This window comes from Weeksella sp. HMSC059D05, assembly GCF_001809725.1.
Lineage (GTDB): Bacteria > Bacteroidota > Bacteroidia > Flavobacteriales > Weeksellaceae > Weeksella > Weeksella virosa.
In genome coordinates, this window is record NZ_KV798548.1 from 182,607 (window position 1) to 197,405 (window position 14,799).

Consider the following 14,799-nt stretch of genomic DNA (forward strand, 5'->3'; position numbering starts at 1 on the left):
AAAGGCTTTTTTTGTTTAAATTCGTTTTATATGGAAAGAATTATCAACTCGATACTAGACAACGATTTTTACAAAATCACGATGCAGTTTGCTGTAACCAAATTGTATCCCGATGTACAAGCAAAATACACTTTCATTAACCGTGGAAAACATGAGTTCCCAGAAGGTTTTGGTGAGGAACTAAAACGACAAGTAGTCGCTATGGCAGAACTTGGACTAACGAAAGAAGAAAAACAATATCTTCATAGAAACTGCCCATATATCAGCCCTTCTTACCTAGATTTTTTACAAGGTTATCGTTATGATCCTGATGAAGTAGAAATAGTACAAGAAGGTAGCGATTTGCAAGTTCATGTAAAAGGATATTGGTACAGAACAATTCTTTGGGAAGTTCCTTTACTTGCTTTGATTAGTGAATTGTATTATAGATTAAATCATTTATCCCGAGTGTCTGATCAAGAAATTACTGAAAAAACATCGAATAAAATAGATCTTTTCAACAAGCTCGGGGTAACCGTTGCCGATTTTGGGACACGCAGAAGACACTCTTACCAGGTACATGACTTGGTCATACAAGAACTCATTAACCACAGCGGAAGAAGTTTTGTCGGCAGCTCGAATGTTCATTTCGCCCATAAATATAACGTGAAACCTATCGGAACACATGCTCATGAATGGTTTATGTTTCATGGAGCAAGATTTGGGTATAAAATTGCTAACTCTATAAGTCTAGACCGATGGGTAAAAGTCTTCTACGGTGACTTGGGCATTGCTCTTACCGACACCTATACAAGTGCAATCTTCTTCAGGCAGTTTGATAAAAAACTATCCAAACTTTTTGATGGCGTTCGACACGATAGTGGAGATCCGATAGAATTTGCTCAGATGACGATTGATCATTATCAGAAAATGGGTATCAACCCTTTGCATAAAACTATTATTTTTTCGGATGGTTTGAATCCTGAGAAAGTAGAAAACATCACTAAATTTTGTAAAAACAAAATTGGTATTTCGTTCGGGATTGGTACAAACCTTACCAATGATACTGGCCTAAGACCAATGAATATCGTGATGAAGTTAACGGGGATTTCTTCGTATGATATTCCGTGGACAGGTGTGGTAAAACTTTCTGATGAAGGTAATAAACACACTGGAAATGTACGCGATATAGAACTTGCTAAAGAAATCTTACAATTGGGTGATATCGCATCACACGATGAGTATTTGCAATAATTTCCTAGATAGTATTCCCCTTATAGATAACATAAAAGAAACTCGCTTCCGAATACGAAAGCGAGTTTCTTTTATCTTTTATATTTGTTGAAATTGGAAATTCTCGCCTAAATAAACCCTTCTTACATCTGGATCATTTGCCAAGTCTTCTGGTGATCCTTCTTTCAGGATTTTACCCTCGAACATGATATAGGTTTTATCTGTGATTGCTAAGGTTTGCGATACATTATGATCGGTGATCAAGATACCTATATTTTTATCTTTCAACGATCGAACAATCTTCTGAATATCTTCCACTGCAATAGGATCTACTCCAGCAAAGGGCTCATCGAGTAGAATAAATTTTGGCTCTGTAGCTAGACAACGAGCAATTTCTGTACGCCTTCTTTCACCCCCCGATAATAAATCTCCACGGTTATGACGCACATGCTCTAAACTAAATTCTTCTATCAATGCATCGGTTCGCTTTTGCTGTTCTTTGCTCGAAAGTTTTGTGAACTGCAATACTGATTTTATGTTATCTTCTACCGAAAGTTTTCTGAAGACAGAGGCTTCTTGCGCCAAATAACCAATTCCTTTCTGGGCTCTTTTGTACATTGGGTCTTGCGTAATGTCGTGTTTATCTAGAAAAACTCTTCCTTGTGTTGCTTTTACTAAGCCAACAATCATATAGAAAGATGTTGTTTTCCCAGCACCATTCGGTCCTAAAAGCCCTATAATTTCACCTTGCTCTACCTGGAAAGAGACATTCTTCACAACATGCTTTTTTCCATAGTCTTTTACCAAGTTTTCACCTTTGAGTACAATTCCCATAATATTTCGAAGATAAATCAAATATTTTATTTCGGTTCTATTTTCTTTATTGTATCGCTCTGATTATATCATATTTGGTAATAATATGATATTTCCCATTGTCTAATTTTACTAAAACAGCTTGATTTTCGGGTGTTATTAGTTTTGATACTTCTTCTATGGTTTGTGAAGATTCGACAATCGGATACGGTTTCCCCATCAATTCTTTGATTGGTTTTTCGGCAATATTACGATCTTTGATAAATGCCTGAAATAGATTTACTTCGCTCAAAGACCCTACAAAACCTTCTGTGTTGACTACCGGAATTTGTGAGATTTTGAAATTCTGCATACGTTCTAGCGCATGAGAAACCAACTCTTCTGTTTTTACGATTACCAATGGTTTTTCGATATGATTTTGTATCAAATCTGCTACTTTTTTATATTTTGTATCCAAGTAGCCACGTTCGCGCATCCACTCATCATTAAAAATCTTACCCACATAACGCGAACCCGAATCATGAAAAAGAACTACCACTACATCTTCTGGTTTGAATTTTTCTTTCAGTTGTAAAACTCCTTTGATTGCCGAACCAGAAGACATCCCTACAAAAAGACCTTCTTCTAATGCCAATCGACGTGTATACACAGCGGCATCTTTATCGGTTACTTTGGTAAAACCATCAATCAGGTCGAAGTTTACATTTTTAGGTAAAATATCTTCTCCGATACCTTCGGTAACGTACGAATAGATTTCGTTCTCATCGAAAATACCTGTTTCTTTGTACTTTTTGAAAACAGATCCATACGTATCTACACCCCAAACTTTCACATTCGGGTTTTGTTCTTTTAGGTATTTTGCTACACCCGATATGGTCCCTCCTGTTCCTACCCCAACAATGAAATGAGTTACTTTTCCGTTGGTTTGTTCCCAAATTTCAGGTCCAGTTTGCTCATAATTTGCCTGAGTGTTCGAAGGATTATCGTATTGATTCACGTACCATCCGCCTGGTGTTTCTTCGGCCAAACGTTTAGAAACCGAATAATACGAGCGTGGATCATCAGGTTCTACGTCGGTAGGGCACACAATTACTTCGGCTCCTACGGCACGTAAAATATCCATCTTTTCTTTGGATTGTTTATCGGTAATGACACAGATAAGTTTATATCCTTTAACAATTGCAGCCAAGGCCAATCCCATTCCTGTGTTACCAGAGGTCCCTTCGATAATGGTTCCGCCGGGCTGTAAGCGCCCATCTTTTTCGGCGTCTTCGACCATTTTCAGAGCCATGCGGTCTTTACAAGAACTTCCTGGATTGAAGTATTCTACTTTTGCCAAAACTGTACAAGGCAAATCTTGTACAATGTGATTTAATTTTACCAATGGCGTATTACCAATGGTTTCTAATATATTATTTGCGTATTTCATCTATCTAAAATTTATTGCTTTTGTTGGGGTGATTTTCGATATCATATACGAAGGCAAAAGTAAGACAATTGCACAAATTACAAGTGCTCCTACATTTAACAACACTATATATTTAATATCTAAATAAACCGGCGCATAGGATAAATAGTAATTTTCGGAAGGTAATTGAACAATTTTAGCATATTTCTGCAACAATAAAAGGCCAATGCCTAATATATTACCGATGAATAATCCAGGAATCATTATGAGAATAACATAGCATACAAACAACCTTCTTATTCGCCAATTGGTAGCACCAAAAGCTTTGAGCAATCCGATTGAAGGCGTTCTATCTAAAATCAAAATTAAAAGCACCATAACCATATTAATCACTACTACAAAAAGCATAATGATAACAATGATGACAATATTTTTATCAAACACATTGATCCATTCACTGATTTGCGCAAAAGATTGCATTGCCGATTCTGCGTATAAATTATACCCTATAGCATCGTTTATTTTATGGGTTACTTGCTCTACTTTTTCTATATCTTTCACAAAAACTTCGAAAGCACCAACCGTTTCTGGTCCCCAATTGTTTAATCTTTGTATATGTTGAATATCCCCAATCAAGTAAATATCATCAAAATTCTTAATATCGGTTTTGTACAATCCTACCAAATGAAAACGCCTATAAATCGGTTTTGCGTCGTCTCTCAGGAAGTACATTACAAACGAACTATCGACCTCTAATTTTAGTTCATTGGCCATTTTTTCTGACAATAGAACCTCGTCCGACAATTCATTATTCTTGAACTTTGGGAACCTTCCTTTGGTCAAAAACTCTTCGAATCTTGTTTGATCATAATCTAGCCCGACACCTTTAAAAACCACACCACTAAAAGTCTCTTCTGTTCGAATTACGCCACTTTTATTCGCAATTGCTTGCACATGCTCCACCTCTGAAATCTGAGAAAAAGTAGGATAAAAGTGCTGATGAATCGACAACGAATCCGAGTTGAGGGATACATTACTATTGTAATTTCTAATGGTAATATGCCCATTGAAATCGGCCAACTTATTTTTGATTGCTTTGCGTGCTCCTACTCCGGTAGAAATGGTGATCATAGAAACCAAAATCCCTAAAATCACTGCCACTCTCCCAATCCCAATGATAATGCCGGCTAAGTTATTTTTACGATTTGTATCGCGTGCTATTTTCGTCGCGAACCACCAAGTAAAGTTCAATATCTTTTATTATTTTTACGATCCAACATTCGGTTGTACATTCTTCATCTTTCAACCGAGAAAAAATATTTATAATCGAGATGAAAAACTTCGTCAAATATACATTAATTGCTTTACTTCTACCGACAAGCTTTTGTGTAAAAGCACAAAAAACGACAGAAAAATCGATCAGTAGCCCATCTAATTATGGTTTAGAAATTATTACTGGTGCAGAAAATAGTGCAGCTTATATTGCTTTACTACAGCATAAAAACATAGGGGTTGTTGCCAATCAAACTTCTATTGTGCGTATCAAAACTTCTCCATCATCCTACCAAGAACATGAGCATTTGGTAGATTTTTTATTAAAAAACAAAATAAACGTTTTGAAAATTTTTTCACCCGAACATGGTTTCCGAGGCGAAGCTGATGCGGGCGCTATGGTAAATTCTTCGGTAGATGAAAAAACACAAATTCCGATTATATCACTTTATGGAAAGAATAAAAAACCTAGCAAGGAGCAATTATCCGGAATCGATGTTTTGGTGTTTGATATGCAAGATGTTGGAGCTAGATTTTACACCTACATTTCTACTTTGCACTATGTGATGGAAGCGGCGGCGGAAAACAACAAGGAAATAATTGTACTCGATCGCCCGAATCCGAATGCACATTATATCGATGGCCCGATTTTGCAACCTAAATTCAGATCCTTTGTTGGGATGCATCCTGTACCCATAGTTTATGGAATGACAATCGGCGAATATGCACAAATGATTAATGGAGAAGGCTGGTTGAATAATCGACAGAAAGCCAAATTAACAGTAATTCCGCTAAAAAACTATACTCATCAATCTCGATATAGTTTGCCAGTGAAACCCTCGCCGAATTTACCCAATGACCGTGCAATCAACCTTTATCCATCTACTTGTCTATTCGAAGGTACACAAGTAAACGAGGGTCGTGGAACGGAAATGCAATTTCAGGTTTATGGTTCGCCTTACCTAAAAAATATGCCTTATCAATATACACCGATTTCGCGAAAAGGTGCTTCGGATCCGAAATTCAAAAATCAACTTTGTTTCGGTGAGAATCTTAGCGAAACACCATATTTGGATGCAATAGATTTACGTTGGCTCATCCGTGCTTACACACAAAACACTTTACCTAATTTCTGGACCAAAAATGGAAAAAATTATTGGATCGATCAGCTTTCTGGGACGGATGCGTTACGCATGCAAATAGAAAAGGGGTTGACGCAAGAAAAGATTAAAGCTACTTGGGAAGAAGGTTTGAAAAATTTTAGAAATACGAGACAAAAATATCTTCTGTATAAAGATTAAACTAAAAATGTCCGATTTTGAGATCGGACATTTTTGTTTGTTTAGTTCTTTTTTTATCCAATTATTCTACCGTTAATTTTTTAGCATTCTTTGCTTTTTGTTTCATCAGCGCAAGGTCGATTACTTCTTTCATATCACGAACGTAATGGAACTTTAGGCCTTTTATATATTCTTTTTTGATTTCCTGTACGTCTTTTCTATTATCTTCGCACAGGATAATTTCTTTAATATCGGCACGTTTAGCTGCAAGAATTTTTTCTTTTATGCCACCAACTGGCAATACTTTACCACGCAAAGTAATTTCGCCGGTCATGGCCAAATTAGGTTTTACTTTTCGTTGAGTGAAAGAGGAAACCAAAGAGGTCAGCATCGTAATCCCGGCAGAAGGCCCATCTTTGGGTGTTGCACCTTCTGGCACGTGAATATGCACTTTGTATTGCTCGAAAATTTTCGGGTGAATAGCATATTCTTCTGCATGCGATTTAATATATTCTAATGCAATGGTTGCAGATTCCTTCATCACATTCCCTAAGTTCCCGGTGATTGTTAAACCACCTTTTCCTTTGGATAAAATAGATTCTATAAATAAAATATCACCACCAACACTTGTCCATGCCAGACCAATTACTACTCCAGGTGTTTCGTTATTTTCGTACCGCTCTGGAACGATAGAAGGCCCTAAAATTTCGGCAAGTATATCTTCTGTAATTTGTTTTTCGTAGGGCTGTTCCATAGCAATATTTTTTGCAGCATAACGAACAACTTTTGCAATGGTTTGATTCAAATTCCGAACGCCACTTTCTCGGGTGTAACCGGTAATAATATATTCGATAATAGAATCACTCAACACCACATCTCCTTTTTTCATACCATGATCTTCTATCTGTTTTGGAAGAAGGTGACGTTTTACGATTTCTACTTTTTCTTCGATTGTATACCCAGAGATATTAATCATCTCCATTCTATCGCGCAGAGGCGAAGGAATATTCCCTATATTATTGGCAGTTGCTACGAAAAATACTTTAGAAATATCGTACCCAATTTCTAAATAATTATCGTAGAAACTTGTGTTTTGTTCTGGATCTAAAACTTCTAACATCGCTGATGATGGGTCTCCATGTGCACTGATAGACATTTTATCGATTTCATCTAAAACAAAAACCGGGTTCGATGATCCTGCTTTTTTTATCGATTGGATAATTCTACCTGGCATTGCTCCGATATACGTTTTCCGGTGTCCTCTGATTTCTGATTCGTCGTGCAAACCACCCAAAGACATGCGAACATATTTCCGGCCGATAGCTTCGGCAATTGATTTCCCAAGGGAAGTTTTACCCACTCCCGGAGGACCATATAGACATAATATTGGCGAACGCATATCTCCTTTTAGTTTTAATACAGCCAGATGTTCGATAATTCTATTTTTCACATCGTCCAATCCATAATGGTCACGATCGAGAATTTTCTGGGCATTCTTCAAATCGAAATGGTCTTGGGTATATTCATCCCAGGGCAATTCTAACAAAAATTCGAGGTAATTGCGCTGAATATTGTGTTCGGGCATTTGTGGATTGAGGCGAGTAAGCCGCCCAAGTTCTTTATCGAAATGTGTTTCTACTTCTTTTGTCCATTTTTTAGTTTTAGCTTTGGCACGCATTTCATCTATTTCTTCTTCGGCCGTATTGCCACCTAATTCTTCTTGGATGGTACGCAACTGCTGATTGAGAAAATACTCTTTCTGTTGCTGATCCATTACAGCATGCACTTTATTGTGGATATTCGAGCGCAATTCTAGCTTTTGCAATTCGATGTTCATATGCCGAAGAACTTCTAATCCACGCATTTTGAGATCAGTTTCTTCTAAAAGTTCTTGTTTTACTTTGGTCGGAAAAGAAAGATTAGATGCTATGAAATTGATAAGAAAACGTCCACTTTCAATTTTCTTTATTACTTCGGTCGCCTCTTTCGGTATCATTGGATTGTTATTAATAATCCGAAAAGAAAAATCTTTTATTGATTGAATTATTAACGGGAACTCTTTATTGCGAGAATTGGGGTTCTTTTCTTTTATTCCTTCTACTTCCGACACAATATACGGGTACACTTCTACGATGTTAGTGCACCGAAAACTTTTTACTCCTTGCAGAATTACCGTCATATTTCCGTCGGACAATTTTATCATTCGCAAGATTTTAGCAAGCGTCCCAACATGATATAAATCTTCGGGAGCGGGATCTTCGATACTTTCATCTTTTTGCGTAACAACTCCTACCAAACCATCTCGCTCAAAAGCATCAACCAACAGTTGGATAGATTTTTCTCTCCCCGCAGTAATTGGTGCTACAACTCCAGGAAATAATACCGTATTGCGCAACGGCAGAATCGGTAAAACATCTGGTAATTTTTGTTTTTGTAATTTATTTTCTTCTTCCTTATTCATTAAAGGAATCAATTCTATTTCTTCTTCCATGTTAAAGCTTAAAATGACAAATTGTCGGTTTATACAATCGTGCAGAATTATTTTGAGATTTCTGTAAGACAAAATTTAGCATTCATCAAAACACAAACCCTTAAAAACCAATAAAATACAAAAATACAATCTTATAACTATTTATTTCTGCTATTATCTGAAGACAAAACAGGTGCCAAACGACTTTTCTTGTAATTTTGACATAGAATGTATAAAAATTTTATTATTTTTAACATTCGCAATTAAAGACTGAAAGTTATGGAAGCACAATATGAATCGAATCCCTTGATTGATCGTTTACCACCACACCTGAAACAATTTATAAAACCTCAAAATTATGAAGAGTATTCTCCTATCAATCAAGCTGTTTGGCGCTATGTAATGCGTAAAAATGTAGATTATCTTTCTCGAGTTGCGCATCATACTTATGTAGATGGTTTAGAAAAAACAGGTTTAGAAATCGACAAAATTCCGAATATGTATGGGATGAATCGAATTTTGAAAGAAATTGGTTGGGCTGCTGTTGCCGTTGATGGTTTTATACCCCCGAATGCTTTTATGGAGTTTCAGGCGTACCATGTTTTAGTTATCGCTTCGGATATAAGACAATTAGAGAACATAGAATACACTCCTGCCCCCGACATCATACACGAAGGTGCTGGTCATGCTCCGATTATTGCAAATCCGGAATATGCAGAATATTTACGCCGATTTGGAGAAATAGGGTGCAAAGCAATTTCGTCTGCACATGATTATGAAATATACGAAGCTATAAGAGAATTATCAATTCTAGAAGAAGCAGAAGGCACACCACAAGAAGAGTTGAGCAGAGCAAGAAAAAAAGTAGATGAGTTGCAGGCGAAAAATGTAGAACCGTCTGAGATGGCTCTTATCCGTAACCTACATTGGTGGACGGTAGAATATGGTTTGATTGGCGAACTCGACAAACCAAAAATCTACGGAGCTGGTCTTTTATCTTCTATCGGAGAATCTGCTTGGTGTATGCGAGACGAAGTGAAAAAAATACCGTATGACCTTTCGGCAGCTTATCAAGGTTTTGATATTACCAAACCTCAACCTCAACTATATGTAACACCCGACTTTGCCCATCTTAGTGTAGTTCTAGAAGAATTTGCCAATACAATGGCTATCCGAACTGGTGGATTAAGTGGATTAGAGAAATTAATAGAATCTAAGTCGTTAGGTACAATTGAATTGTCTACAGGGATTCAGATTTCTGGTGTTTTCACCAATGTGATTAGCGACAAAGGTCGTCCGATATATTATCAAACAACTGGTCCTACAGCTTTATCCTACCGAAATAAAGAATTGATAAACCATGGAACTTCTTTTCATAAAGATGGTTTTGGATCTGCTGTAGGTAAGCTTAGAGGCATTAATCTAGCGATCGAAGATATGAGCCCCAAAGATTTGGCGGCATATGATTTGTACGAGGGAAAAACAACACATTTGGAGTTTGAAGGCGGTCTTCTAATCGAAGGTGAAATTATTACTGGAAGACGCGATGTGATGGGAAAAATAATTTTGATTTCCTTTAAGAATTGTACGGTTCGGTATAAAGATCAAATTCTTTTCAGACCCGAATGGGGAATCTATGATTTGGCAATCGGGAAAGAAGTTGTTTCTGCTTATTCTGGGCCTGCGGATTATGAAAGTTTTGATTTGATTTCTCATGTGCCGAGTAGTAAAACCATCAAAGCGAAGAAGAATGAAAAACGCTTGGCCTTGGAGCAACTTTATCAGCAAGTTCGCAAGTATAGAGAGCATCCTACCGATAATATAGATTTACACAAAATCGCAAAAGAAATTAATGAGCATCACGAAAATGATTGGTTACTTATGGTAGAAATCACAGAATTGGCACATCTAGAAGATGATGAAGAGTTGTTGAGTTATGCAACTACTTATCTAGAAAACTATCAGCACAATCATCCTAAAATTAAACATTTGATTACAGATGGCTTGGATCTTATTTTCGAAAAGGAAACTATTTAACATCAAATGAATTTAAGAAATAAAGTAAAAAAGTTCGATAGATAGGTCTATCGAACTTTTTTACTTTATTTCTTCTCTTACCCTAAAATAACTCAAATTAATGATTTGCTTTCTCTAAAGCATTCAAATAAATTTGTTCATATTGCGGTAGTATAGCTTTCTTATCAAAAGTAAGCGCTTTTTGTTTTGCGGCATGACTAAATTTCATCAACTCTTTTTCGTTCGACAAGAGATAAATTGCTTTTTCGGCCATCTGTTCTACATCGCCAATCGGGCAAACAAAACCTGTTAAGCCATCGATATTCACTTCTGGTATTCCACCAGCATTCGACGAAATTACAGGTACACTTGCTGCCATTGCTTCCAAGGCTGCAAGACCAAAACTTTCTTGCGCTGAAGGCAATAAAAACAAATCGGCAGACTTCAGCACATCGGCAAGATCACTAACCATTCCCAGGCTTTTTACTTTATTTTCTATTCCATACTCCTGGATCATTGTATCGGCCAATTCCCACTCAGGTCCTTCTCCGGCGATAATGAGTTTCGCCGGAATTTTTTGTTGTATCAAATAAAACGTATCAATGACATCTTGGATTCTTTTTACTTTTCTTAGATTGGATACGTGAAGGATTATTTTCTCATTGGGTTCTGCAAAATGATCACGGCAACACACACATTTCTCTGGTAAAAATTGTTCATTATCGATAAAATTAGGCACTACTATTATTTGATTTGTAATCTCAAAAGCAGCTAAGGTTTCTTGTTTTAAACTTTCTGAGACCGATGTCACAATATCCGATTCATTGATCGAAAATTCAACAGCTGTTTTGTACACCGGATGCTTGCCTACCAATGTAATATCAGTACCGTGTAAGGTGGTAATAATAGGTAATTTATAGTTTTTGCTTTCCAGCATTTTTTTGGTAAAATACGCTGCATACGCATGAGGTATTGCATAATGCACATGCACCAAATCTATCTGGTATTGCAAAATCTTCTCGTATAATATAGTACTTAAAGCCAAGTCATAGGGCTGGTATTGAAATAGTGGATAAGTTTCCACATGGATTCGATGAAAAAAAATGTTAGGCAATTTGATATTTAATCGAGCAGGAACATTGAGGCTAAAAAAATGAACTTCATGACCTTTTTCTGCCAAATCCATTCCCAACTCTGTGGCAACTATTCCACTTCCTCCGTAGGTTGGGTAACACACAATTCCTATTTTCATATTCCAAATGTACTATTTTATACTCTTTTTGCTTTTATCTAAAGGTGACGTTATTATTAGTACCTCTATTTCATTACTCAAATTCTACATAATCCAATTGTAGAATACCATCTCCGGCTTTCCATTGAGAATTAACATCAACCGGCAGCACACCGTTGGGGACAATTTCTCCGAAAATAGCTTTTGCAGAAGCTTCTTGTGCATCTAGAGTATTTTGATATTGAACCAAAAGTGCATCTATTTTACTTACATCTAAATCCTTCAGCCCATAAGGGCTTGTAAACAATGAAAAGAAATATTTTTTGTTTGCTGGTAATTTCGTTAGAATATCTTTCGATGTTTTGGATAAAGTATAAGGTTGATAAACGTTTTCATCAGACATGAAGGCTCCAATAATTACATAGTCATATTTTTTTAGTTTTGATAATTCTTTCACGCTTTCTATTTCGACCAAATCTACCTTAGAAAAAGTATTCAAACGCTGAAAGAATGGATGATAATCTTTTCTTTCTAAAGGAACAAAAGCAATTCTCGGTTGTTTTTTGGCATCAATTGGCAAAACATTTTCTTGGTTTTTGAGCAAGGTTGTTGCTTCTTCGAAAATATTTCTAGTTAAATCTGCATATTCTTTTTTATTAAGGTCCTCTAAAACATTTGTAGTATCAATCGGCTCGAATTTCGTCAAACCAACCTTATATTTTGCCAAAAGAATTTTTTTCACACTTTCTTCTAGTCGTGCTTGTGGAATACTACCATTGGTTAAGCCCTCAAGGATTTTTGCTTTTCCATCTTTCACTTTTTGAGAAAATAAAAGTATATCATTTCCTGCTTTGAAAGCCAAATAATCTATTTCACCTTCAGAACGTCCTTTTGTCACTCCTTCCATATTGAGTGCATCAGTTATAATTATTCCCCTGAATTTTAAGGTTCCTTTTAGATAATCGGTAATAATTTTTGACGACAATGTGGCAGGCACACCAGAACTGTCTAACGCAGGAACATCGAGATGAGACACCATAATGCTGGGAACAGAACTGCGAATCATTTTCATGAACGGCCTAATGTGATATTTCTCCAACTCTTCTTTGCTAGCATGGATGATTGGTAAGGTTATATGAGAGTCTTGATCCGTATCACCGTGTCCAGGGAAATGTTTAGCCGAAGAAAGAACATTGTTTTTTTGTAAGCCACGCATTAAAGCCTCTCCTTTCAGCCAAACATTTTCTGGATCGGAACCAAAAGAGCGATTCCCAATGATAGGGTTGTTTGGGTTTACATTTACATCTACTGAAGGAGCAAAATCAAACTTCACTCCCATTCGATTTGCTTGGTCTGCAATACTTTTCCCGACGTTATAGACCAAAATATTTCTACGCAAAGCACCCAGAGTAATATTCCATGGAAATCGCTTCACGTCTTTTAACCTTTGTGCCAAACCCCATTCTGCATCCATCCCAATGAGCAAAGGAATTTTCGATATTTTTTGGTAACGATTTGTAAGCTCGATTTGGCGAGCCGCCTGATCTTGCATGAAAATCAAGCCACCAATTTTTTCTTCGCGTACCAATTTTTCTATTTCCGCTTCATGTTCTGCATCTCTATTAGAGAAAGCAGCTACCATAAAAAGCTGCCCTACGCGCTCATCCATGCTCATTTTATCATATGTATCATTTACCCATTTCAGTTGAACGGTATCCATATACAGTGGGTGTTTTCGTTGAGCATTGACCGATATTGAAAATAATAAACCAGTGATAGTGACTATGATAAAATTCTTCATATCTTAATAGAATATTTTATGTTCTAAAATTAACCACTCTTTGCAGTTTTAAGTGCTAAAAATACCGTAAAATTGCATGAGAAAAAAATTAAAGTTGAAATGAATATTTTCAGTGTCGTACAAGACAACATGTTTAATCATCCAGGATTAATAATTGGTTTCGGAATTACGGTAATTATTATGCTTTTGCTAGATTTAGGAGTTTTTAACAAAAACCCTCATGAAATTAGCAACAAAGAAGCGCTCAATTGGACGATTTTATGGATTGCTCTTTCTATGATTTTCAGTGCTATCATTTATTTTGTTTTTCGGGCAGATGACGGTCATGCTTTTGCTATCGAAAAGTTCTCCCAATACCAAGCGGCTTATTGGATAGAAAAAGCACTATCTGTTGACAATCTCTTTGTTTTTGTTTTGGTATTTACCTTTTTCAAAATTCCGAAACAATACCAGCATGAAGTTTTATTTTGGGGAATTTTAGGTGCTTTATTTTTCCGTGCAATTTTTATTTTTGCAGGTGTAGAAATCATCAAGCATACTTACATAAATATTCCTATGTTTGGTGAAACCCGAGAAGTAAATATTATCCTTACGTTTTTTGGTTTCTTTTTGATTCTTGCAGGCGTAAAATCTTGGTCATCTGATCACGAAGATGAAAACCAAGACTTGAGCAAGAATTGGGGCGTTCGGTTAGTACATAAATTCTTCAAAGTAACGAATGAAATCGACGGCGGAAAGTTTTTTACAATGCAAAATGGAGTTCGTATGGCAACACCACTTTTTGTTGCTTTGATGGTGATAGAAATTACTGATTTGGTTTTTGCTGTAGATAGTATTCCGGCAATTTTTGCTGTTGCTCCGGATGATCCTTTCATCCTTTATACTTCTAATATTTTTGCTATTTTAGGCTTACGTTCTATGTATTTCCTTTTGGCAAATTCGATGGACAAATTCAATAAACTCCATTTTGGGTTAGCGATTATTCTAACTTTTATTGGCGTTAAAATGCTCATAATGCCCTTCTACCATTTCGACTCTATAATTTCTTTAGGCATTATAGCTACTGTTTTGGTAGGATCAATTATTTTCTCCCTTGTGAGTAATAAGAAGCAAACGGATAAATAACTAATAAAAATATCAAATAAATAAAAGAGGGTTGAAGAATCAATCCTCTTTTTTTGGCATAATCTATCGATAGCAAATGCACGAACTTTTCCCATGTAAAATATTGCTCCAAAATTATATCTCCGGCTTCTATATAAAACCTGTAAATCCCCCAAAAACTCCGACAGTTTA

11 protein-coding genes are annotated in these 14,799 nt (G+C 36.3%); 4 read left to right on the top strand and 7 right to left on the bottom strand.

What is annotated here, in order from left to right; genetic code table 11:
- Positions 1-30 precede the first annotated feature (30 nt).
- On the top strand, positions 31-1,233 hold the full coding sequence (gene pncB, locus HMPREF2660_RS09045) for a nicotinate phosphoribosyltransferase (RefSeq protein ID WP_013598793.1): 1,203 nt from the start codon (positions 31-33) through the stop codon (positions 1,231-1,233).
- A gap of 78 nt (positions 1,234-1,311) precedes the next feature.
- Here the strand turns inward: pncB and lptB are convergent, their stop codons facing one another.
- Genes lptB through HMPREF2660_RS09060 form a run of 3 tightly spaced genes read right to left on the bottom strand, consistent with a single transcriptional unit; the run spans position 1,312 to position 4,684 of the window.
- Positions 1,312-2,040, bottom strand: a complete 729-nt coding sequence (gene lptB / locus HMPREF2660_RS09050) for an LPS export ABC transporter ATP-binding protein (RefSeq protein WP_041942331.1) — start codon at positions 2,038-2,040, stop codon at positions 1,312-1,314.
- A 52-nt stretch (positions 2,041-2,092) separates the two neighbouring features.
- Entirely contained in the window at positions 2,093-3,454 is a 1,362-nt protein-coding gene (locus tag HMPREF2660_RS09055) for a pyridoxal-phosphate dependent enzyme (protein WP_013598791.1), read from the bottom strand.
- Complete coding sequence (locus HMPREF2660_RS09060; protein WP_013598790.1) at positions 3,455-4,684, bottom strand: ABC transporter permease; 1,230 nt, start codon at positions 4,682-4,684, stop codon at positions 3,455-3,457. It lies immediately after the preceding gene.
- A gap of 80 nt (positions 4,685-4,764) precedes the next feature.
- Here HMPREF2660_RS09060 and HMPREF2660_RS09065 point away from each other — a divergent pair, with 80 nt between their 5' ends.
- Positions 4,765-6,006, top strand: coding sequence for an exo-beta-N-acetylmuramidase NamZ family protein (locus HMPREF2660_RS09065; protein ID WP_070486836.1), 1,242 nt, complete (start codon positions 4,765-4,767; stop codon positions 6,004-6,006).
- Positions 6,007-6,067: 61 nt separating this feature from the next.
- On the opposite strand, the gene lon is transcribed toward HMPREF2660_RS09065, so the two are convergent.
- Positions 6,068-8,476, bottom strand: a complete 2,409-nt coding sequence (lon, locus tag HMPREF2660_RS09070; protein WP_070486837.1) for an endopeptidase La — start codon at positions 8,474-8,476, stop codon at positions 6,068-6,070.
- A 258-nt stretch (positions 8,477-8,734) separates the two neighbouring features.
- Here lon and HMPREF2660_RS09075 point away from each other — a divergent pair, with 258 nt between their 5' ends.
- Positions 8,735-10,492: an aromatic amino acid hydroxylase gene (locus HMPREF2660_RS09075; protein ID WP_013598787.1), complete on the top strand. Its 1,758-nt coding sequence runs from the start codon at positions 8,735-8,737 to the stop codon at positions 10,490-10,492.
- 97 nt (positions 10,493-10,589) lie between these two features.
- Here HMPREF2660_RS09075 and bshA read toward each other — a convergent pair whose 3' ends face one another.
- Both bshA and HMPREF2660_RS09085 read right to left on the bottom strand, forming a co-directional pair.
- Complete coding sequence (gene bshA / locus HMPREF2660_RS09080; RefSeq protein WP_070486839.1) at positions 10,590-11,723, bottom strand: N-acetyl-alpha-D-glucosaminyl L-malate synthase BshA; 1,134 nt, start codon at positions 11,721-11,723, stop codon at positions 10,590-10,592.
- A gap of 73 nt (positions 11,724-11,796) precedes the next feature.
- The gene (locus HMPREF2660_RS09085; protein WP_070486840.1) at positions 11,797-13,503 is read right to left on the bottom strand and encodes a glycoside hydrolase family 3 protein; all 1,707 of its coding nucleotides are present in this window, start codon (positions 13,501-13,503) and stop codon (positions 11,797-11,799) included.
- 99 nt (positions 13,504-13,602) lie between these two features.
- Between HMPREF2660_RS09085 and HMPREF2660_RS09090 the strand changes: the two genes are divergently transcribed.
- Entirely contained in the window at positions 13,603-14,628 is a 1,026-nt protein-coding gene (locus tag HMPREF2660_RS09090) for a TerC/Alx family metal homeostasis membrane protein (RefSeq protein ID WP_013598784.1), read from the top strand.
- Here HMPREF2660_RS09090 and HMPREF2660_RS11080 read toward each other — a convergent pair.
- Positions 14,585-14,799: hypothetical protein (locus tag HMPREF2660_RS11080; protein WP_221403274.1), on the bottom strand; the 215-nt coding region annotated here is incomplete at its 5' end. The two genes, HMPREF2660_RS09090 and HMPREF2660_RS11080, sit on opposite strands and share 44 nt — an antisense overlap.

Excerpts from the sequence above, each read along its gene's own strand:
- bshA (WP_070486839.1), bottom strand. The coding sequence starts at position 11,723 with ATGAAAATAGGAATTGTGTGTTACCCAACCTACGGAGGAAGTGGAATA.
- lon (WP_070486837.1), bottom strand. The coding sequence starts at position 8,476 with ATGGAAGAAGAAATAGAATTGATTCCTTTAATGAATAAGGAAGAAGAA.
- HMPREF2660_RS09090 (WP_013598784.1), top strand. The coding sequence starts at position 13,603 with ATGAATATTTTCAGTGTCGTACAAGACAACATGTTTAATCATCCAGGA.
- pncB (WP_013598793.1), top strand. The coding sequence starts at position 31 with ATGGAAAGAATTATCAACTCGATACTAGACAACGATTTTTACAAAATC.
- HMPREF2660_RS09055 (WP_013598791.1), bottom strand. The coding sequence starts at position 3,454 with ATGAAATACGCAAATAATATATTAGAAACCATTGGTAATACGCCATTG.
- HMPREF2660_RS09065 (WP_070486836.1), top strand. The coding sequence starts at position 4,765 with ATGAAAAACTTCGTCAAATATACATTAATTGCTTTACTTCTACCGACA.
- HMPREF2660_RS09075 (WP_013598787.1), top strand. The coding sequence starts at position 8,735 with ATGGAAGCACAATATGAATCGAATCCCTTGATTGATCGTTTACCACCA.
- HMPREF2660_RS09085 (WP_070486840.1), bottom strand. The coding sequence starts at position 13,503 with ATGAAGAATTTTATCATAGTCACTATCACTGGTTTATTATTTTCAATA.